Source organism: Thalassotalea insulae, from assembly GCF_030161395.1.
Classification (GTDB): Bacteria; Pseudomonadota; Gammaproteobacteria; order Enterobacterales; family Alteromonadaceae; genus Thalassotalea_E; species Thalassotalea_E insulae.
Genome location: NZ_BSST01000001.1, coordinates 2,417,190 through 2,438,435 on the forward strand (window position 1 = coordinate 2,417,190; position 21,246 = coordinate 2,438,435).

The following is a 21,246-nucleotide window of genomic DNA, read 5'->3' on the forward strand; positions in this document are numbered from 1 at the left end:
AGATGATTAGGTAAATAGAAATGTCAAAACCTGTTGTATTAAGTGGCTGTCAGCCGTCAGGTGAATTAACCATAGGTAATTACTTAGGTGCAATTAAGCAATGGGTAAATATGCAAACCAGTCATAATTGTTATTATATGCTGGTCGATCAACATGCCATTACAGTGCGTCCTGAGCCTGAAGCATTGCGTAACGCTACCTTAGATGGTTTGGCATTATACTTGGCTTGTGGTGTAGATCCTGAGCAAAGCACTATTTTTATTCAGTCACATGTTCCTGAGCATGCGCAATTAAGCTGGGTACTTAATTGTTATACCCAGATGGGCGAGCTTAATCGTATGACCCAGTACAAGGATAAGTCGAAAAAGTCTGAAGCGAATATGAATTCTGGTTTATTTACTTATCCAGTATTAATGGCGGCAGATATTCTTTTGTATCGTGCCAATGAGGTGCCGGTAGGTGATGATCAAAAGCAACATCTTGAACTAGCTCGTGATATAGCGACTCGTTTTAATAACTTATACGGTGATATTTTTATTGTACCTGAGCCACATATCCCAGAGCACGGTGCTCGTATTATGAGCTTGCAGGATCCACTGAAAAAAATGTCTAAGTCGGATACTAACCCTGGAAACTTTATCGGTTTATTAGAAGAGCCGAAGAAAATTATCAAGAAGATTAAGCGTGCGGTGACTGATTCTGATGAACAGGCACGGATTTACTTTGATGTTGCCGAAAAGCCGGGTGTTTCTAATCTTTTATCGTTATTGTCTTGTAGCACAGGGCAATCGGTTGCTGACCTGGTACCTCAGTATGAAGATAAAATGTATGGTCACTTAAAAGGTGATGTTGCTGACGCTGTGGTTGCTATGCTTGAACCTATTCAGCAGCGTTTCCACCAGTATCGGGAAGACAGAGCCTTTATGGAACAAGTGATGCGTAGTGGTGCAGAAAAAGCGTCTGAGCGTGCCAGTAAGGTATTAACCTCTGTATATGATGCGGTCGGTTTTATTACTAAGCCGTAAAAATAATGATTAACAAGAGGGCGAAACTAGTCACTAGTTTCGCCCTTTTTTATTACTGCCAGTTCTGAACACACCGGCTAGTCTTTTTCCTGTTTGGCTTTATCTACTTGCTGAAATAGTTTATTAGAATTATTGATAAAGTTGTCAACATCAGTGCTTTTGGCGATGAGCAAATCAGGTATTAGCAGTGTCGCATCAAATTGTGGCCGAATACTAAATTCTGGTTTTTTACTCAGTTGTACTAAGAAGCTGCCGCCAAATAATAGGCTGGTTAAACAGACTGCAACCACTAAACGACGTTTCTTCGTCATATGAAAGCCGATATAAGCATTGAGCCAGAACAGGCAAAAGGCAATAACGATAGGTAGTAACGTGACGACATAAGGTAAAATTGAAGCACTTGAACTGTTAAAACGCACTAAGGTTTCAATAAAGTCACTGAGCCAAGTCAGGTTATAAAAAATAAAACAAATGCCTAATTGGGTGAATATTCGGGCATCATGCTTGGTTAAATGAGAAATCAGTGACACTAATGCCGGCCAGACAGCAAACATTAATGTTAGTCCAACCGATGGCACTAATAACTGGGTAAAGTTTGTTTCTTTTGGGTTACTTAAAAAGAATAACCAGCCGGTTAGCAGAGCGAAAAACATAATATTAACGCCTAGTACTACTGGATGCTTTGCCAGATTAATTAAATTTTCAAACGGGCTCAGGGTAATACTGGTGGCAACAGGGTGATAAGGAAAAACCACGCGAATTTGGCTTTTTCCTATGGTGATAACATCTCCTGAGTGGACAATGTGACCATCCGCTGGCTTTTTCCCATCATCAAGAAAACAACCATTAATGCTGTCCTTATCATTAATCAACCAATTTTCACCATCATAGTCGATAGTTAAATGTTCAGCGCAGACGTGGGGATCAGATAATATAATATCGCTGTGATAGCCGCGGCCTATGGTAACGGATTGCTGGGCAAATTTATGACGACCAAGGAGTTTATGGCCACGGCTGATTTCTTCAATGATTATTTCCATGAGACCGACTCCATAAATTGCTTAGTAAAAGCCTGAGCACTTTTTTGTGACACACCGGCTAGGGTGAAGTGGCTCAGTAATGCCTGTTCGTTCCTGTCGATAGATATACCTAAATATAAAATGTCATACAGACCGGCAAAATCTTTATAGGCGCGGGTGCATAAAATGGCTTTATTATTAATGCGTTGATTGTCAGGCATCACGATATCATGCTGACAGGCGAATTCGGTGACGTCGTCTTTTCCTGCTTTGTTACCTGGCATTACCCGGGAAATTTGTCGTTGAAATAACTGATAGAATTTAATGTTACTGAGTTGCTTAGCATGCAAATAGCGAAATTCCATTTCCAATGAACCGGTGAAAAAGTTATGGGTGATGTAGGTATCTTCTTCTAATGAGCAATTAGCTACGGCTAACATCATTAAGGCATCTGTTTTGTCAGCATTCGATTCGCCCCAGCAGCGGATAAAGGGGACATCTATTGTTGGGATCATTGCTTCCCCCAATTTTTTAAGCTGCCAGTCACTTTGCAATAATCGGGAGATCAGGTTTTCTTGATAGTCATTAAGTTGCTGATTCATTTGTTGGTCAATGGTTAATGACTGATCGTTCTGATAATTACGGATCAGGTTCACCAGCTTATCATGTGGCACTAAAAAACCGATTTGGTTGCCGGATGTGGCAACGTTAATACCAACTACTTCTGTCGCTTTATTGACTACCGGGCCGCCGCTCATGCCAGAGTTAACTGAGCCGGTAAAGTGAATGCGGTCGTTAAACGACTCTTTTTTCAGGCCATTATAAGTACCGGGAACTACTATCATACCTAAATCATGAGGATTACCGAGGGAAAAAAGCTCTTCCCCTTTGGTTGGTACGGTTTCTGAGATGGCAAAAAATGGCATAGCTTGTTCAACATCTCTTTTTACCAGCGCCAAGTCATTGATAACATCTATACTTTCTAAATTCAGGTTTGCTTTGTTGCCGATATGATCTAAATATTCAATGCGATATTTTTCCGGGTGGCGGGCATAGCTTGAAATTACGTGATAGTTGGTGGCAATTAAACCGTCGGCACTAATTTGAAAGCCGGAACCAATCGAAGACTTCTCACCACTGGCTTTATCTATTAACCGTATTTGATACAAAGAAGGAGCGAGCTGTTTAAAAATGGATTCTGCTTGTTGTTGGGCACTAGATATACTACTCATTAAGATTAGCACTAAGCTAATTAAACCTTTCATCGATTATCCTTTTTTTACTATGCGCTGCTATTGTGCCACCGTTAGATTAATTGTCACCTTTTATCCTATAAATGCCAGTAATACTGTGTAACAAAGCATTTGTACTAAAGAAGGATAAAACGGTCGTTATGGTAGCCTTTGTTGCGGCGAAATTAAAGCCGATAAATGCCGCAGCTACTGGCTGAAAATCTGTCTTGAATTGACAGTTTTGATTTAAGTCAATTAAATGTCGCCACAGGTGCGACATATTGTCGCATATTTAAGATTTTCCTTTGTTCATGCTCGCAATTTAATGAAAAATAAAGCCAATTTAAATATTGAAGTAAGTTGGTAATATGTCGTTTTCAGTAAAACCTTGTGCACTTGCGGTTAGATTAGTCACCTTAGCTCTGGTGAGTCATTCAGTGATCGCATTTGCAGACGATGCGCCAGAGCCTGAGATGGATTTTGAAGTGATCACTATCACTCATCAACGTCTTCATGGTTTAGACAGTTATCAGGAATATGCACAGGGTAAAACTAGTGAGCCTGATTTAGCAAACTGGTTAATGTCAGTGCCAGGAGCAAATGTTAACGGTAATGGCCCGATAACAGGTATTGCTCAGTATCGTGGATTGTATGGTGACAGAATCGCCACAACATTAGACGGTCATCCAGTTATTGGGGCCGGGCCAAATGCCATGGATACACCATTAAGTTATTCAACGCCACTGATTGTTGATTCGATGACAGTATATCGGGGGATTACACCAGTATCGGCTGGTGTTGATACCCTGGCTGGTTCGGTTGCCGTACATATGCGTAAAGCGGAAGTGATGTCACAAAATCAACTAGCTGTTGTTGGTGATATTCAGGCTGGATATCGTACCAATAATAGTGCTGATACGCTCTCTTCTGTGATTAACTTGAGTAGGAATGATCTCGGGCTAATGCTCTATGGCAATATGCAATCAGGGAATGATATTGATAGTGGTGCCGGATTAAAAGTTCGCCCAACAGAATTTCAAAAGCGCCAGTTTGGTGGCGATATTCGCTTTAACAAAAATAGTTCTGAACTTGGTTTTAGCTATCACTATACCGATACCCAGGATTCCGGCACACCGGCATTGCCAATGGATATTGAGTATATTTTTAGCCATAGGGCAAGTATTGATGGTAAGTTTGCTCTAGCTCAGTGGCAGGGTGAATGGACTATTGGCTTTGTTGATGCTGACCATGGTATGACCAACTTTTTGATGCGTTCTAATGATGAACCGATGAAACATCGTCGCAATAATGCCAAAGCCAAGACCATTGATTTTAGCTTTGCTTTATCTCGAACACTGTTGTTTGGTGAATTTGAGCTTGGTTTCGATGGCTATTTAGCGAAACATGACTCTGCGATCACTAATCCTAATAATACCATGTTTAAAGTGGTTAACTTTAATGGGGTAGAGGATGATCGCATTGGGCTTTATGCGCAATGGCAGCAAGCATACGGTGCTACTAGCGTGCAGTTAGGCGCACGTATCAAACATATCGCGGCAGATGCTGATCCTGTGGCGACGTCTATGGCGATGATGTCTATGCCATCGATGGCTGAACTTGCGATTGACCTGAGAGATGATTTTAATCATGGTGAACGTGCTGTTTCTGATACCTTGTTTGATTTTGCATTTAATGTCGATCATCAAGTTTCACAAACCTTGTCAGTAAATTTAGGGCTTGGGGTTAAAACCCGGGCACCGTCTTATCAGGAACGTTATTTATGGACGCCGATGGAGTCAACCGGTGGTTTGGCTGACGGCAATACTTATATTGGTAATATCAATTTAAAGGAAGAAACGGCTTATCAAGTAGACTTGGGATTAAATTATCACAGTGCTGATTTTTCGATTGCACCACATGTTTTCTATCAAAATATTGATGATTATATTCAAGGAACATCACTTTCTATCTCGGATATGTCAGCAAGGATGATGGCCAAGATGATGGCGGAAGATGATAATCCACTAAAGTTTACCAATGTTGATGCAAAATTATCGGGTGTAGATGTCAACTGGCGTTATCAGCTGAATAAACAGTTTTCATTATCTGGTGTTGCTAGTTATGTTCGCGGTCAGCGTCGGGATATTAGTGATAACTTATATCGTGTTGCGCCATTAAATGGTCATCTCACTGCTAGTTATAGCGCAGAAAACTGGTTGATAAATGCCACGGTTGTTGCTGCAACAGAGCAAGATAAGGTTGCCAGTACTAATGATGAACAGCAGACTCCGGGTTATGCTATTGCCAACTTAGATCTGCAGTATTTTATTAATTCTGCTCTGACGCTACGTGTTGGCGTTGATAATATTTTCGATAAAAATTATCAACGTCATTTAGGCGGCTATAACCGGGTAAAGGAAACCGATATTACGGTAATGAGTCGTTTACCAGCGGAAGGTGTTAGTGCCTGGGCGGAAGTGACTTATAGTTTCTAAGCTGATGCAATGTATGAAAAGCCAGTTAGCCTAGCTATCTGGCTTTTTTATTTATCTGTTGATATTGCTAACCTTAAGAAAATAATGCTATCAATAATACGGTAATTTGATGTTGATTAAGGATTGATATTTTATGGATTATCTTGCGGCAGAGAAATATTTATTAGCTAAACCGGAAACCCGCTTTGATTTTCCCTTCGGTGAAGACGTTAAAGTATTTCGCGTTAAGAACAAAATGTTTGCCACGTTAGCGCTGGGTAAAGGGTCGGAAAAAGATACCGACGGTAAAATGGCCGGGCATTATTGTATTAACCTTAAATGCGATCCGGATGAAGCGGTGATGCTTAGAGATATTTTTCCATCAGTGCTCCCCGGCTATCATATGAATAAGGCGCAATGGAATACTGTGATTCTTGATGGCTCAATCCCTCAGGGGGAGCTGGAACGAATGATGGATAATTCTTATTTGTTAGTGGTTAGTAAAATGACCAAGAAAGATCAGCAATCTATCTTGGTGCATTTATAAGGCGATAGGTACTGCGAGGTTTATTGCGGCTCGTTTCGTAACTCTTCCATATCCGTGATCAGTTCTTTTAGCTTTTTAAACTGCTGACCATATATCAGGTTTAAATCCCAGCGATAAAATGCTTCTGCATATTTAGTGATCACCAAGAGCAAACATATTAACGCAAGTACAAGATAATAGGGCAACCCAAATAACATAATATTAGTTGGCAGCGTTTGTACTAACAGGGAAATAAGTTTACCACCGGCGTTACTGATGATTGCCTGAGTTGCCATACCGATAAAAAACATTGGATAAAAAACTTTGTAATAGCGTGCATAGTTGGCAATTGAACTTTGTAACCAGTGATCAAAGTTGATCAGGTAATCATAGCTGCTTTGCCCTTTAGATAGGCGGTATGATTTGTTGAGTTCCTTTTTGGCAATCATTACTAGCGGTGCGAGTAGCACACAGATGTATAAGCCAAGCCAGGGCGCACCTATCAGGCTCATCATTAACAGCATTATTATGCTGCCAACGACAATGGCTTTAATGTTAATTGCAAACATATGTTGTAGTTTATCCACCATGTTTTGTGATTTACGGTTATATAAGTTATTGATCTTAGGTGCTGTTAAATGTGGCTCATTGATAAAGCCTTGTTTCCACATGGTTTCGATGGATTTAGTCATCTGAACATTCCTTCTGCTGAATATAATTACTTAACCGGCTCTTAATGCGCTTTATACGCACGCCGATGTTGTTGCTATTAGTGCCAATAATATCGGCGATTTCGGCATAGCTTTTTTCTTCGAGGTAAAGCAAAATTACTGCTCTGTCGATTTCCGATAAGTGTTTTATCGCGTTATAAAGCTGATTAATTTCGTCACTGACAAATACTTTGCTGTCGTCGATGACTTCTTCAGGCAGAACATCTGATACTAGCTGCTTATCACCTTTTTTGCGGCGCTTTAATTGGGTCAGGCAAACATTTAAAGCGATACGATATATCCAGGTTGACCAGTCAGATTCCTGATTGAAATTATTTCTGCTGCGCCAAATTTGTAAACAGACTTCCTGATAGTAATCTTCAAAGTTTTCCTGGTTATTGGTATAAGCACGGCAGATTTTAATGATAATTCCTGCATAGGGCAGTATTGATTGTAGGTAAAAGTCGCTTCCCATTGATATTCTATTTTGACTGATTCATTTGGTTAGTTAGTGGCACAGGTGCATGCTTTATTACACTATAGCTAAAATATTTTTAGCTTTTACGTCATAGTTACTTATATTCGGCGATTAATTTTTATGCCAGCGCTTGTGTATTATCTGATAGCTGCCATTACGCATTATTAACTGCATGGCACTGGTTAGTTTTTTTACTATTTCTTTTGGAGTGTTCAAACTACAGGCTAGGTATAAGTTTATTGGCTGCTGATTGAGTCTGTAATAAGAGCGAAATTTACTGGGATCTATATCATGGTATTTCGCCCGATATTCAATATTAATGCTATCAGCCAACACTAAATCAATGTCTTTTCTGATAAGCAGTAGCTTTAACATAGAATAGGTATTATTGATGACGTATAAATTCTTATTTTTTATAAAGCCTTGGTTAATCAGCATCTCATAAGTGCGATCATCTTTTAGCACAGCCACATTGTAGTTTTTGGCATCAGCCATCGTTTGAATGTTAATGTCTGAACGTTCAGATAAGCCGATAAAGTAATCAACAGTAGTGACTATCGGTGCTACCCATTGAAAATACTGTTCGCGCTGTGGGTTACGCGCCATCGAATAAATGCAAGTATTCGGCTGTTCTTTTGCCATCATAAATGAACGTGACCAGGGGTAGATGTTAATTTGGTAGTGGAATGGGGTTTGAGCAAGCACTGCTTTAATGACTTCGGTGGTAAAGCCTGTCACTACACCTTGAGAACTGAGTTCCTGATACGGAGGAGAGTATTCGGTCACTATTGTCAGTTCAATAGTATCCGTTGCCAAACAAGTTGACGAGAAGAATAAAATGATTATCAGCAAGTTAAATGAACGCCTTCCATGCATATTTGTTAACCTACTTAGTTGAAGATGACAACATTGCTATATTACTGATTAAAGCTTAGCCGTAAAAGCCTGTTTAGCAATACAATTAATTAATATGAAGTAGATCAAATTACCTGCAATTAATCATTGTTGATTTTTATCAATTTCGTTAAAATAAATGATAATCATTATTATTTGTTGGTGTGTGAAGATGACGTTACAACAATTAAAGGCGGCACAAAAAGCAAGAATTAAGACTTTGCCTACTGATATAGAACTCACTACTAAACTTATTGAACAAGGTTTTTCTCTTAGCTCCGAGGTTGCATTAGCTCATCGAGCGCCTTTTAATGGACCATTAGCATTTTATTTGCACGGTACGAAAGTGTGTATACCTGCAGATATTGCTAAGCAAATAAATGTGGAATTAGTGTAATGTCGAATAATTTACACCTTGCGTTAGTTGGTTTTGCTAATGCCGGTAAAACGACACTTTTTAATGCTCTGACCGGAGAAAAACAAAAAACCGGTAACTGGAGTGGTGTCACGGTTTCAGTTAAGCAGGGAGAATGCTCCTTTGCTAACCAAAGTGCTCGTTTGTCAGATTTACCAGGGATTTCATCATTAGCTAAGCGAGAACAACAGAGTCAGGACTTGTCAATTAGCTTGGATTTTCTTGCTAACAATAAGATCGATTATTTAATTAATGTTGTTGATGCGACACAAATTAAGCGGCAATTGTATTTAACGACTCAATTAAGAGAACTCGGTCTGCCGATGCTGGTGGTGTTAAATAAGTCGGACCGTAAAGAAGCACAAGACATAGATATTAGCGCACTTGCTAAAGAGCTAGGTTGTCCGGTGATCCGTGCCAATAGTCTGGCTAACCAGACAATAACGGATGTTTTCGCTGCACTTAATAATTTAAAACATTTGTCACAACCTCCTATCGCTTTACAGCCGGATAAAGCTCTTGCTGATAAGTTAAGTGAGCAATCACTGACCTTGTTGGCATATGAACAGAGTTTACTAGCAGAGCATGGCAAATGTCAGTGTGAGTCAGATCTTACTCAGATCATGCATATCCGTAATCATTTTATTGATGCCGCACTGGCACAAGCGAATTTACGCTACAGCAGCTCGCTACGCTTGAGTGATAAAATCGATCATTTTATTTTACATCCGGCACTGGGTTTTCCTGTCTTTCTCGGCATGATGTATCTATTGTTTATGTTTGCCATTAATGTTGGCGGGGCATTTATTGATTTTTTTGATATTTTGGCTGGCGCGATTTTTGTCGATTACCCAACGCAGTTTCTTAGTCAGTATGGCCTGCCGCAGTGGCTGTTGACCTTAATTGAAGGTGTTGGCATCGGTATTCAAACGGTGGCGACCTTTATTCCTATTATTGCCAGTTTATTTATCGGTTTGTCGCTATTGGAAAGTAGCGGTTATTTAGCACGGGCGGCATTTGTTGTTGATAGCATAATGCAGAAAGTTGGTTTGCCAGGGAAAGCGTTTGTGCCGTTAATTGTTGGCTTTGGTTGTACTGTACCAGCAGTAATGTCGGCAAGAATTTTAGATAGTGAAAGGGAACGCATTACCACAGTGATGATGGCTCCGTTTATGTCTTGCGGTGCCCGTTTACCGGTTTATGCTTTATTCGCTGCCGCATTTTTTCCTGAGTCAGGGCAAAATATTGTTTTTGTACTCTATCTTATTGGCATTGCTGCGGCGGTGTTTACCGGTTTGTTATTGAAAGCTACCGTATTACAGGGGCGTAGTTCAGATAATATTATGGAACTACCACTGTATGAAATGCCAAAAATAGGTTACTTGCTGCAAAGGGTATGGCAGCGTACCCGCTCGTTTATCACCGGAGCGGGAAAAACAATCGTTATAGTTGTTTGTTGCTTAAATTTCTTTAATTCTCTTGGAACTGATGGTGAATTTGGTCATCAGGATACTGATAGTTCTATTTTGAGTCAGGGGGCTCAGGTGATAACACCGCTATTAGCACCTATGGGGGTTAAAGAAGATAATTGGCAGGCCAGTGTTGGTATTATTACTGGTATCTTTGCCAAAGAAGCATTAGTTGCTACTTTTAACAGTTTATATTCGGCGAAAACTGCAGGACAGGCACAACTCGCACCATTGTCTGAGCTTTGGCAGGATGCCACGGCAAGTATTAAAGAAAATTTATTGGGTATTGAACCGGATGATCCATTAGGTACTGACATAGGTGATGTCTCTAATATTGAGATCGCGGCGCAGGAGCAGCAAGTAGCAGTATCAACTTTAACCACTATGCAACTCGCTTTTGCTGGGCAATTAGGTGCCTTTAGCTATTTGTTATTTATCTTGTTGTATACTCCTTGTGCTGCTGCTATGGGGGCGATTAAAAATGAAGTGGGAACGAAATGGGCAAGCTTTGCTGCATTATGGAGTTTTACGTTGGCGTATTTGATGGCAAGTTTAAGTTTTCAATTGGGTAATTTTGCCAGTCAGCCAGCGGTCTCACTTACTGTTATTACTTTAGTGATCGGCTTGTTTAGCTTGATTTATTACACTTTGAAACGTGTTGGCAGTAAAGTGTTAACCATCCCAACGAAAGTGTACTATTCTTAAGGCGCGAACTTTTGAGGTGGTACAGCCATAATACTAAGCTGTATCACCTACCTTCCTGTATTACTCTCTCTTTTCTTTTTGCTATTTTTTCTTCGGTCAAATTGTAAATTTTAAGTTAATACTTGATAACATAGGCTCAATAAGAAAAAGTTGTTATTATCTATTAATGGTTGCTGAGCTTTCTAGGAAGGCCAGAGTTATAAACTGAAAGTTCAACAACTCCTAGAGCAAATTTATTAATATAAGAAGGGATAAAGGAATGTTAGCTCGTGTTTTAGTGTTAATCAGTATAGTGATACTTGCTGCCTGCTCCGATAAGTCGAGTGATGAATACCTCAACTCAGCGAAGCAGTTAATGGATAAGCAAGAGTATCAGGCGGCATCAATAGAGTTAAAAAATGCGATTAAACAATCACCTGAATTAGCAGAAGCGCGTTTTTTATTAGGTAAAATTTATCTTGCGCAAAGTGCTTTTCAGAGTGCCGAAAAAGAATTTAATAAGGCGCTAGAACTCAAGTATCCAAGTGCAAAAGTACTGCCTTTATTATCTAAGTCTTATCAAAAGTCCCGCTCAGATGTCGCTCTGTTAGAGTTACCACATAAAGACGATGGCCTGTCGGCAGAGCAATCGGCGGAAGTAGCGTTTTATAAGCTACAGGCGATGTTTCGCTTGGATCAGCAAGAGAAAGTTAATGCCTTAATCGAAGAAATTCAGTTATTAGAGACGGCATCTGTTTTTAAACAATTGGCCTTTGTTTATTCATTAGTGATAAAAGAGCAAACGGATGCTGCACTAGAGCAATTAGCGACCATTATCAAGGAGCACCCCAAGCAAGGAGATGCGTTAAAATTACAAGCAATTTTGTTTGCTCGGACCGGGCAACTAGCTCAAGCAGCAGACGTTTATTTAGCGTATTTGTCACATTACCCTCAAGATAATGAAGTGACGTTTGTTGCCTCTCGGTTATTAGTGGAGCTGAATCGCACTGAAGAAGCCGAACCTTTAATTGACAAACTGTTGGCGATTAATGAAAACAATGGTTTATTGAATCAGCTGAAAGGTATTGCTCGTTACAATGCCAAAGATATGGCCAGTGCGCTGGCGTTTACGGAAAAGGCAATTATTGCTACGCCAGACGATCCAGCATTACGATTACTCGCTGGTTATTCAGCCTACCAGATGAATGACTTTGAACAAGCTCATCAGCATCTTTCTCTGATTGCACAAGATTTGCCCGCAGATCATGAAGCGTTACGTATGCTGGCTGCTAGTCAGTTACGGTTGGGGTTAAGTGAACAAGCCGGTGATACGATGGCAGCATTGGAAGGCTTATCTGATAAAGACAATGCCTTATTATCAACGGTAGGCCTAGCCCTGATAAAAAGTGGCGATGTTGATAAAGCAAAAATGATTTTAGAAAAGTCTGATGAACTAACAGCTGAATCAGCGGCAGACTTGACTCGTTTAGGCTTATTGAAATTATCATTAAATGACGTTTCTGGTATTGCTAAGTTAGAGCAAGCTTTAGATAAAAAGCCGCAGCAAGCTTTTACCCGGCAAACACTCGCAACCGCATATTTATCAACTAAGCAATATGATAAAGCGCTTGAGCTAGCAAAGCGTTGGCAAGCTGATGATAGTGGTGATCTCCAAGCGTTAATGTTAGAAGCAACCGTGTATGTGCATCAACAGAATAAAGCATTAGCAAAGCAGAAATATCAACAGATATTAGCGAAAGATCCAAAGTATGTTGGTGCGCATATGGCGTTAGCGGAACTTGCGATTGCTGAAAAAGATTATCCAAGTGCCAAACAAAGTATTGAACATATTTTGGCTGAAAAACCTAACCATATCGGTGCTTTAGTAAAATACTATGCCTTTGCCGTTGCTAATAACAACCAGCAACAAGCTTTTCAGTTAATTCAATCTCGGCAGCAACAAAATCCTGACAATCAAGCATTACGGTTGTTACTGGCGAAAGCGTATCTTTATCAAAAGCAATATCAGGACAGTATAGATACCCTGAGCGACTTTCCAAAAGAGGGAGCTCCACAAATATACTGGCAAACGCTCAGCCAGGCATATTATCAAGCGAAACAATATGATCAGCTGACTAGTTTAAATCAGCAGTGGCTGGAAGCTGAGCCAAATAATAAAGAAGCAGTGATCAGTAATTTGGTGCTGCTCAACAGTCAGCGGAAATATGACAAAGCATTAGTGATCAGTAGTGATTATTTGCAAAAAGATAAAAATAACCTTGAAGTTCGTTTATTTAATATTCATTTTCAGTTAATTAAAGGGCAACTTGAGCAAGCGCGTGCTTCATTTACCACACTTGAAGATAAAGCAAAGACTTCACCGTTTGCTAAAGGGTTACAAGGTCAACTGCAACTGGCGGACGAGCAATTTAAAGATGCCTTACCTAATCTGCAAGCGGCTTATCAGGCACAACCATCAGCACGTAATGTAAGGTTAATACAGCTATGTTTACGTAATTTAGGGCAGCAACAGCAAGCGAGAGAGTTTTTAGCCGAGCATGTAAAAGACCATCCTAGCGATGGTGAAAGTTTAATGCAGTATGCACAGTTGCAAATTGCCAATGATGTTGATGGCGCGATTAAAAGCTATGAGCATGCGTTAACCTTAAATAGCAAAAACTTTATTGCCTTAAATAATCTGGCGTATTTCTATCTGGAACGTCAGCAGCTTGATAAGGCACAAGAGTACGCTGAGCGGGCGTTAGCGATTCGACCTGAGATGCCTGATGTGCTCGATACTGCTGGGCGTATTTATCTGGCACAAAAAGATTATGGTCAGGCAGTGCAGCACTTGGCGCGTGCCGTTAATCAGCAGAATGTGAAAGAAGAAATCTATTTAAATTATGTCGAAGCGTTATTGCTTAATGGTGAAAAAACCTTGGCACAGCGTAAGCTAAGTCAAAGAACAATGAAGCAACCGGCATCCGTCAAAAAAGTTACTAGCCTGAAAAAACAATTTGGTATTACACCATAGCTAATTGTCACTTATTTTACATTAATAAACCTTAAAACTATTAAATGCCCAGCAGTGAAATGTCTGGGCTTTAATGAGCTTTGTTCTGGCAAGGTGCTGAGCTAATAATGTGGGAGCAATACTGTCATTTTAATCTCTTGAGTTGAACGCACATGTTTAAATTATTGTTTTAGATCAAATAATAGTGACACTGTTATAAATAACATTCATTCTCATTTGTATTAGTGTGTCGGTTTGTGATAGCATCCCCGACACACAATTTATGACAAAAAATATACTAAGCCAGTTAGGATTTAGCATGACATTCAAGAAAAGCTTATTAGCATCAACCTTAGTGACTTTATTTACAGTAACCGCATGTGGCGGTGGTGGTTCTTCTAAAAAAGATACTCCGGTAACGCCAAGCAATACAGCACCAACAGATATTTCAATTAGCGCTAACAGTGTTGACGAAAACGTAGCAGGTGCTGAAATCGGTGTATTCTCGGCAACAGATGCAAACAGTGGTGATACGTTCACTTATACTGTTGAAGGTGAGCTATTTACTGTTGATGGCAGTACACTAATGTTAGCCGAAGGAAAACAAGTAAACTTTGAACAAGCAACATCACACAAGGTGAATGTTACTGTGACTGATAACGGTGGTTTGTCATTTACCAAAGAGCTAACTATTGACGTTAATGATGTCCTAGATACGTATAGCTTTGCTAGCAAATTTGAAGACGGTTCAAGTGTTTCATATTCAGGACAAATTGCTCGTCACGTATTAATTGCCGAGTTAAACAATTACATCGGCAGTACCTTAAAAACTGAAGTTGAAGACGATATTATTACTTCAAAACAGGATGTGTTAGACAGATTAAACAAATTCTTCCGCACCACAGAAGAGCAATACGATAACTTCCCGATCACTTTTACCTCAGGTGCCAAGCAAGGCTTTATTACAGATATTTCGGGCAGCCACAAAAATTTGGTAGGGAAAATAGCTGGTCGCGATGAGAAAGGACAGCACAAAGCTTGGGGTAATAAAGATGTTGCAAGTGATGCATTTATTGGTTGGGGGACACAAGGTACATTTACACCAGAAACCTTAGTTGATATGTTTTTTGAACAATTAGCTGATAACGTTGATTATTACTTAACTGTTGGAAACAATCGTGTATCTGATACCGGTGATACGATTACCGAGTTTTACATCAATACTGACGGTACCGATCTAAAACAATTAATTCAGAAGTTCTTACTAATGTCAGTTGCTTATTCACAAGCCACTGATGATTATTTTGGTCATGAAGCTGTTGATGTTTATGGTAATGATTTAACAGGCAGCAAAGGTTTATTAACTGATAATACCGGTGCAGTTTCTGGCAAAGCATACACTAATTTAGAGCACCAGTTTGACGAAGGTTTTGGTTATTTTGGAGCTGCCCGTGATTATCTAGAATATAACGATAATGAGTTAGCAGGCAAAGTGAGCTCTGATGATGATGGCCGTGCAGATTGGAATGGCAAGCATGACAGTGATGGCGATGGTGAAATTGATTTAACTGCTGAGTTTAATTTTGGTAACTCAGTGAATGCCGCAAAACGTGATCGTGGGACTAAGTCAAATACCAATCCAACCGATTACACTACCGATGCAATGTCGGCATTTTTAGCTGGCCGTGCCTTGATCAATGACAATGCTGGTCATGCGTTAACTGATGAGCAAATGGAAACCTTAAAAGGCTATGCTAAAGATGCAATAGACGCGTGGGAAAATGCGGTTGCAGCTACGGTTGTTCATTACATCAATGATGTGAGCAGTGATTTATCAAAATTAGGTACAGACGAATTTAGTTATAGCAATACGGCTAAACATTGGTCAGAGCTAAAAGGTTTTGCTTTAGGGTTACAGTTTAACCCATACTCGCCGTTATCAGATCAAGACTTTGCAACTTTGCATGGTTTAGTTGGCGACGCGCCAGTATTAACGGTAGCAGATGTTGATGAATATCAAACTAAATTGATACAAGCTCGTGATATTATAGCGGCTGCCTATAGTTTTGATGCGGAAAATGTTACTAACTGGTAATCTCTTTCGCTACTAAGAAAATTATAAAGAAAAAGCTTGGTACCTCGGTACCAAGCTTTTACTGTTTTAAGTTAACAATAAAATCAAGGGATATCATGTTCGCTAAGTTTTCTAAAAGTTCGCTAGCCACTATGGTTACTCTAGCTTTAGTTATCAGTGCCTGTGGAGAAAGTACCAGTAGCAACTCAGGAGAGGGCTATGGTAATTCAACGCCTGTAGATACCAGCTTTAATGAAGCTGAGTTAGTGACTAATTTGGTTGATAATGTCATTACCCCAACGTTTGAAGAGTTTGTCGTTAAGGCTGAAGGCCAGAGCATTGCAGTTGATAGCTATTGTCAGGCAGAAGAACAGTATGCCGATGCCTTGATTGAAGCTACCGAGCTTACTAGCAAAAAAATTGCTGCACAGCAGGCATGGCAAGATGCCATGCAAGTATGGCAACAAGCAGAAGTGATGCAATTAGGCCCCTTGCTGGAAAACGATAGCTTGCTGAGAAATAATATTTACTCTTGGCCAAATGTGAATTCATGTGCGGTTGATTATGATGTGGTGTTTTTTAAAGCCGGCGAAGTTAATGGTCAGCCTTATGATATTAGTAAAAGAACGGCGACACGACGTGGCTTAGCGGCACTTGAATATTTATTATTTAATGACGAATTGTCGGATAGTTGTGAAACGGGCGCGCCGGATAACTGGAATAATCAAACGGAAAGTTATCGTAAGCTTGCTCGTTGTCAGTTTGCCAGTGAAGTAGCAATTGATCTTCATCATAGCGCTAGTGAACTTACTGCATTGTGGCTGGCAGATGATGGCTATGCTAATCAGCTAAAACAGGCGGGCACGGCAAACAGTAATATTGAAACACCACATGATGCGGTTAACCATATCAGTGATGCGATGTTTTATCTTGATAGTAAAACCAAAGACGGAAAATTAGCTGAGCCTTTAGGTTATATATTAAATGAATGTGGTTCGGTGATTTGTCCTGAATCGGTTGAGTCTGGCTTTGCCCATCAGTCGATTACCCATATTGTTAATAACCTAAAAGGCTTTGATCAGTTGCTGACCGGTAATGCTGGCACTAGTTTTGTTGATTACCTTATCGATGAACAGGCACAAGATACTGCGGATGCGATTGTTGCTGATGTGCAAATCGCTATTAATCAGGCATCGAGTTATCAAGCATCACTAGCGGAAACATTAGTGACAGATTCTGCAACAGCTGAACAAACACACCAAAATATTAAACAAGTGACAGATAAGCTAAAAACGGATTTTATCAACAGCTTAGCATTAGAGTTACCGCAAACTTCTGCTGGGGATAATGACTAATGAATTATAAGTTAAGCAAATCATTATTGGCATTAGCCATTGCTGGCGTTTGTAATGGAGCAATTGCCGAAGATAACCTTGATAGTGATATAGATACGGCGAATAAAGAATACTTAGAGCGTATTCAGATCATTGGCCATGATGAAAAATTACGGACTGAATCAGGTTCCGCGACATTAATCGGTGAAGCAGAATTGGAAAAGTTTAAATTCGATGATATTAACCGGGTGTTATATAACGTTCCTGGCGTCAATATCAGAGAAGAAGATGGTTTTGGTCTGCGCCCTAATATTGGTTTTCGTGGCGCAACACCTGAGCGTAGTAAAAAAATTACCGTGATGGAAGATGGTGTTTTGATTGGTCCTGCACCATATTCAGCGCCTGCGGCATATTATTTTCCTATGATGAATAAAATGACCGCCTTGGAAGTATTTAAAGGACCGGCAGCAATAAAGTATGGACCTAATACTGTTGCTGGAGCCCTTAATATGACTACCCGACATATTCCTGATGGTAGTGAGGGCGAAGTTGATTTTTCATTGGGCAGTAATGGCTATCAGAAGGCTAAAGGTTATTATGGTAATACTAATGGTAGATTTGGCTACTTAGTGGAGGTGGTGCACCTTCAGTCTGACGGCTTTAAGGAGCTTGATGGTGGTGGTGATACAGGATTTGATAAAAATGATGTGATGACCAAGTTCAATTATGATCTGTCGAATAATGGTTATAGTCAGTTAGTTGAACTTAAATGGTCTTACGCTGATGAAATTTCAGATGAAACTTATTTAGGGTTAACCGATGAAGATTTTCAACAAAATGCTAATCGTCGTTATGCTGCCAGCCAGCTAGATAAAATGGATTGGCAACATCAGCAAGTTCAATTGACGCACTTTATTGGTAATGAGCGGTTTGATGTTACTACCAGGATATATCGTAATGATTTTAAACGTTCCTGGTATAAAATTAATGGCTTTAAAAACGGTCTAGTTCATCGTGATTTACAGGAGATTTTGGCCAATCCTGATGATGAAATCAATACTGATTTTTATCAAATTCTTACAGGTGTTCGCGATAGCGAAAAGGAATATCAGAAAATTATTTTAGGTGATAATAATCGCAAGTATTATTCTCAGGGGATTCAATCTGAATTATATCTAGACTATGACTTTCTCGGCTTGGTGCATGAATTCAATGCTGGCGTTCGATTCCATCAGGATCAAATTAAGCGTCGTCATACCGAAGATGCTTACTTGATGGAAAGTGCTGAGTTGCGATCAGATGGCAGTGAAACGATTGCAACCACCACTAATTTAGAGAAAACAGATGCCTGGTCGGTCTTTATTAAAGATAAAATATTTTATCATGATCTTGAAATGACATTGGGTGTGCGTGGTGAGTTTTTTCAGTCAAAATATCAAAATCAAGCGCCAGGGCAACAAGATGACTGGCTGGAAAAACACAGCAAAATTTGGTTACCGAGTTTTAGTGCTTTTTATAAGTTTTCTGACAAAGCCGGTATGTTTTTTGGCGTTCATGAAGGTTTTATCCCAACCAGCCCTAAAGAGCATCCGGTAGTTGAAATAGAAAATAGCGTTAATTATGAACTTGGCGCACGCTATAAAGATAATGGCACTCAGGCTGAAGCGGTAGTTTTTTATAATAATATAAAAAACCTTAAGGAAAGCTGCTCATTTTCGGCGGCGGCTAGTTGTGGGGATAACCTTGATGCAGAGTATAACAGTGGTAAAGCTGTAGTTTATGGCTTAGAGCTGACACTAGGACATAGCTTTGCTCTTAATAGCCTGTTTGATATGCCAGTATCGCTAACTTACACCCATACTCAATCTGAATTTTCCAGCGCCTTCACTTCGGATTTTCCAATGTGGGGGATTATTGAGAAAGGTGATAATTTGCCCTATCAGCCAGAGAATCAGTTATCACTTAATCTTGGGTTAGCGGCGAGTGCTTGGCAAGTGAGCGTTACTGTACGTTATGTTGATGATATGCTTGAAGCATCGGGTGATGATGTTTTGCTCTCCGATGTAATGGCCGAAGCCCATACAGTGATTGATGTTTCTGCCAGTTATGAAATAGGTGATTATGGTAGTCTTTACCTAAAAATTGATAACTTGATGGATGAACAGGAAGTCATCAGTCGCCGTCCTTATGGTGCTAGACCAGGCAAAGCACAGCAAGCCTTTATTGGTTATCAGTACAGTTTTTAGTTGCGAGTGACATTAATGGATAAATACAAGGGATAGATCAATACACTATCCCTTTTTTATGTATAGGATGTACGGTATAACGCGGGTTCAGGACGAACAGGAGCGTATATGTATAGGATGTACGGTATAACGCGGGTTCAGGACGAACAGGAGCGTATATGTATAGGATGTACGGTCAGTTTTTTTGTTCCTGACAAAAACTAAGTACCTGCGTCCATGCAGGCAATGGTGAAATTGCAGGAGCATCATTTCGTGTCTGTATACGACTGCATGGATGCAGGAGGTAGGGCGAAGCAGGACGCCAGAGCCGAGGATGTAATATTAACGAATTAGTTGGTTTTTATCGGGTAAAATGACAGTGTTTGATTTTCTATCGGCCAATATGCAGGAATTAACCCAGTACCTGTTTGATGCCAATAAGCGCATTTACTGGGGTTACTTAGTTTCTGCCATCTTGCTTGCCGTGCCAGTGTTTTTATTGCAGGCGAAAAAACAGCAACAAGCAGCTTCGGCTATCGGCTTTTTCTCATTTTTAATGCCGAAAAAAATCTATCTGTCACAATCTGCCCGTAATGATTACGCCTTGTTAGTGATCAATAAGCTAATCAAAGCTGCGCTTTTTCCGATGGTCATTTTGACCATGGCACCGATTGCCATCTGGGTAACAACCTTTTTGGAAACTGTATTTGGCAAAATAGAGTACCTGCAACTGTCAGCCACTTCCGTGATGATAGTTTTTACACTGTGCTTGTTTATTTTTGATGATTTTACCCGCTTTTATTTACACTATATTTTGCATCGTATCCCGATATTGTGGGAGTTTCATAAGGTGCATCATTCGGCGCGGGTCTTAACACCTTTTACCATTTATCGTTCTCATCCGGTAGAAAGCTATTTATATGCCTGCCGGATGGCGTTAACTCAGGGCTTTGTGGTTGGTCTTTGTTACTATTTCCTTGGTCCAACATTAAAAATGATTGATATTGTCGGCGCTAATATTTTTGTCTTTGCCTTTAATATTATGGGTTCGAATTTACGTCATAGCCATATCTGGCTGTCATGGGGCGATAAAGTCGAGCGCTGGCTAATCAGTCCGGCGCAGCATCAAATCCATCATAGTGACGAACCAAGACTTTGCCATTCAAATTTTGGTTCCGCGTTATCCATATGGGATCGCATAGCAGGTTGTTTTACCTTGGCTTCTCAGGTTAAAGAACTCACTATCGGTATCGGTAAACAAACCGCTGAGCATGACAAGCTAATCAACATTTATTTCTCGCCTTTTAAACACGCATGGCAACGTATTTGGCATAAGAGGCGTTTTAAAAGCTAAATAAAATAGCTCTTTTATCGCGATAGCTCTATGTGCCAGTGCTGCATTGTGGGGTAATTCCTGTTGCTCAACGAATAATCAAGAGGCTGTGAGCATCAGGCGATTAGCAGCTGGAAATTTAGTAGCTGCTATCTGTAATTGGTTTTCATTGCAGAAATAGATCTATTAAGACAGCCCTACCTTTACCATTAAGAGCTATTTTCAATTGGATAGTCATTAAATTTCCTTAATATCGCTTTCTTAATGAGAATTATTGTTATTCTTATTGATCTTGTTATTTAACTTAGTTAGTATCCACACCATAATATTAATGATACCAA

Annotated in this window: 15 protein-coding genes; 10 read left to right on the top strand and 5 right to left on the bottom strand. The window is 40.0% G+C overall.

The features are described 5' to 3' along the window. Positions 1-20: 20 nt before the first annotated feature. Positions 21-1,025, top strand: a complete 1,005-nt coding sequence (trpS, locus tag QQK06_RS10970) for a tryptophan--tRNA ligase (RefSeq protein WP_284244713.1) — start codon at positions 21-23, stop codon at positions 1,023-1,025. Positions 1,026-1,102: 77 nt separating this feature from the next. On the opposite strand, the gene QQK06_RS10975 is transcribed toward trpS, so the two are convergent. Then, positions 1,103-2,065 (bottom strand): FHA domain-containing protein, encoded by a 963-nt coding sequence (locus QQK06_RS10975; protein WP_284244714.1) that lies wholly within the window; start codon positions 2,063-2,065, stop codon positions 1,103-1,105. Further along, a complete protein-coding gene (locus QQK06_RS10980) occupies positions 2,056-3,309 on the bottom strand; it encodes a S1 family peptidase (RefSeq protein WP_284244715.1) in 1,254 nt (417 codons plus the stop codon). Before QQK06_RS10980 ends, QQK06_RS10975 begins: the two co-directional genes overlap by 10 nt. Before the next feature lie 335 nt (positions 3,310-3,644). Between QQK06_RS10980 and QQK06_RS10985 the strand changes: the two genes are divergently transcribed. Beyond that, complete coding sequence (locus QQK06_RS10985) at positions 3,645-5,771, top strand: TonB-dependent receptor plug domain-containing protein (protein ID WP_284244717.1); 2,127 nt, start codon at positions 3,645-3,647, stop codon at positions 5,769-5,771. 133 nt (positions 5,772-5,904) lie between these two features. Then, a complete protein-coding gene (locus QQK06_RS10990; protein WP_284244718.1) occupies positions 5,905-6,297 on the top strand; it encodes an MmcQ/YjbR family DNA-binding protein in 393 nt (130 codons plus the stop codon). 20 nt (positions 6,298-6,317) lie between these two features. On the opposite strand, the gene QQK06_RS10995 is transcribed toward QQK06_RS10990, so the two are convergent. The 3 genes from QQK06_RS10995 to QQK06_RS11005 all read right to left on the bottom strand — a co-directional run bounded on the left by QQK06_RS10995 (position 6,318) and on the right by QQK06_RS11005 (position 8,316). Further along, the gene (locus QQK06_RS10995; RefSeq protein ID WP_284244719.1) at positions 6,318-6,968 is read right to left on the bottom strand and encodes a hypothetical protein; all 651 of its coding nucleotides are present in this window, start codon (positions 6,966-6,968) and stop codon (positions 6,318-6,320) included. Further along, positions 6,961-7,461: an RNA polymerase sigma factor gene (locus QQK06_RS11000; RefSeq protein WP_284244720.1), complete on the bottom strand. Its 501-nt coding sequence runs from the start codon at positions 7,459-7,461 to the stop codon at positions 6,961-6,963. Before QQK06_RS11000 ends, QQK06_RS10995 begins: the two co-directional genes overlap by 8 nt. A gap of 114 nt (positions 7,462-7,575) precedes the next feature. Next, positions 7,576-8,316, bottom strand: coding sequence for a substrate-binding periplasmic protein (locus QQK06_RS11005; RefSeq protein ID WP_284244721.1), 741 nt, complete (start codon positions 8,314-8,316; stop codon positions 7,576-7,578). A 214-nt stretch (positions 8,317-8,530) separates the two neighbouring features. On the opposite strand from QQK06_RS11005, the gene QQK06_RS11010 reads away from it, so the two are divergent. From QQK06_RS11010 to QQK06_RS11040, 7 genes are all read left to right on the top strand, one after another. Next, positions 8,531-8,755 (top strand): FeoA family protein, encoded by a 225-nt coding sequence (locus QQK06_RS11010; protein ID WP_284244722.1) that lies wholly within the window; start codon positions 8,531-8,533, stop codon positions 8,753-8,755. Next, on the top strand, positions 8,755-10,947 hold the full coding sequence (gene feoB, locus QQK06_RS11015; RefSeq protein ID WP_284244724.1) for a ferrous iron transport protein B: 2,193 nt from the start codon (positions 8,755-8,757) through the stop codon (positions 10,945-10,947). Before QQK06_RS11010 ends, feoB begins: the two co-directional genes overlap by 1 nt. Positions 10,948-11,206: 259 nt before the next feature. Further along, positions 11,207-13,960, top strand: coding sequence for an XrtA/PEP-CTERM system TPR-repeat protein PrsT (gene prsT / locus QQK06_RS11020; RefSeq protein WP_284244725.1), 2,754 nt, complete (start codon positions 11,207-11,209; stop codon positions 13,958-13,960). A 298-nt stretch (positions 13,961-14,258) separates the two neighbouring features. Further along, positions 14,259-16,034 (top strand): DUF4856 domain-containing protein, encoded by a 1,776-nt coding sequence (locus QQK06_RS11025; RefSeq protein ID WP_284244726.1) that lies wholly within the window; start codon positions 14,259-14,261, stop codon positions 16,032-16,034. Between the two features lie 95 nt (positions 16,035-16,129). Next, positions 16,130-17,368 (top strand): imelysin family protein, encoded by a 1,239-nt coding sequence (locus QQK06_RS11030; RefSeq protein WP_284244727.1) that lies wholly within the window; start codon positions 16,130-16,132, stop codon positions 17,366-17,368. Next, positions 17,368-19,593, top strand: a complete 2,226-nt coding sequence (locus QQK06_RS11035; RefSeq protein WP_284244728.1) for a TonB-dependent receptor family protein — start codon at positions 17,368-17,370, stop codon at positions 19,591-19,593. Before QQK06_RS11030 ends, QQK06_RS11035 begins: the two co-directional genes overlap by 1 nt. A 358-nt stretch (positions 19,594-19,951) precedes the next feature. Continuing rightward, positions 19,952-20,926: a sterol desaturase family protein gene (locus QQK06_RS11040; RefSeq protein WP_431313660.1), complete on the top strand. Its 975-nt coding sequence runs from the start codon at positions 19,952-19,954 to the stop codon at positions 20,924-20,926. Positions 20,927-21,246 lie beyond the last annotated feature (320 nt).

Bases quoted from the DNA above. Each gene is read 5' to 3' on its own strand.
- trpS (WP_284244713.1), top strand. From the start codon at position 21: ATGTCAAAACCTGTTGTATTAAGTGGCTGTCAGCCGTCAGGTGAATTA.
- QQK06_RS10975 (WP_284244714.1), bottom strand. From the start codon at position 2,065: ATGGAAATAATCATTGAAGAAATCAGCCGTGGCCATAAACTCCTTGGT.
- QQK06_RS10980 (WP_284244715.1), bottom strand. From the start codon at position 3,309: ATGAAAGGTTTAATTAGCTTAGTGCTAATCTTAATGAGTAGTATATCT.
- QQK06_RS10985 (WP_284244717.1), top strand. From the start codon at position 3,645: ATGTCGTTTTCAGTAAAACCTTGTGCACTTGCGGTTAGATTAGTCACC.
- QQK06_RS10990 (WP_284244718.1), top strand. From the start codon at position 5,905: ATGGATTATCTTGCGGCAGAGAAATATTTATTAGCTAAACCGGAAACC.
- QQK06_RS10995 (WP_284244719.1), bottom strand. From the start codon at position 6,968: ATGACTAAATCCATCGAAACCATGTGGAAACAAGGCTTTATCAATGAG.
- QQK06_RS11000 (WP_284244720.1), bottom strand. From the start codon at position 7,461: ATGGGAAGCGACTTTTACCTACAATCAATACTGCCCTATGCAGGAATT.
- QQK06_RS11010 (WP_284244722.1), top strand. From the start codon at position 8,531: ATGACGTTACAACAATTAAAGGCGGCACAAAAAGCAAGAATTAAGACT.
- feoB (WP_284244724.1), top strand. From the start codon at position 8,755: ATGTCGAATAATTTACACCTTGCGTTAGTTGGTTTTGCTAATGCCGGT.
- prsT (WP_284244725.1), top strand. From the start codon at position 11,207: ATGTTAGCTCGTGTTTTAGTGTTAATCAGTATAGTGATACTTGCTGCC.
- QQK06_RS11025 (WP_284244726.1), top strand. From the start codon at position 14,259: ATGACATTCAAGAAAAGCTTATTAGCATCAACCTTAGTGACTTTATTT.
- QQK06_RS11030 (WP_284244727.1), top strand. From the start codon at position 16,130: ATGTTCGCTAAGTTTTCTAAAAGTTCGCTAGCCACTATGGTTACTCTA.
- QQK06_RS11035 (WP_284244728.1), top strand. From the start codon at position 17,368: ATGAATTATAAGTTAAGCAAATCATTATTGGCATTAGCCATTGCTGGC.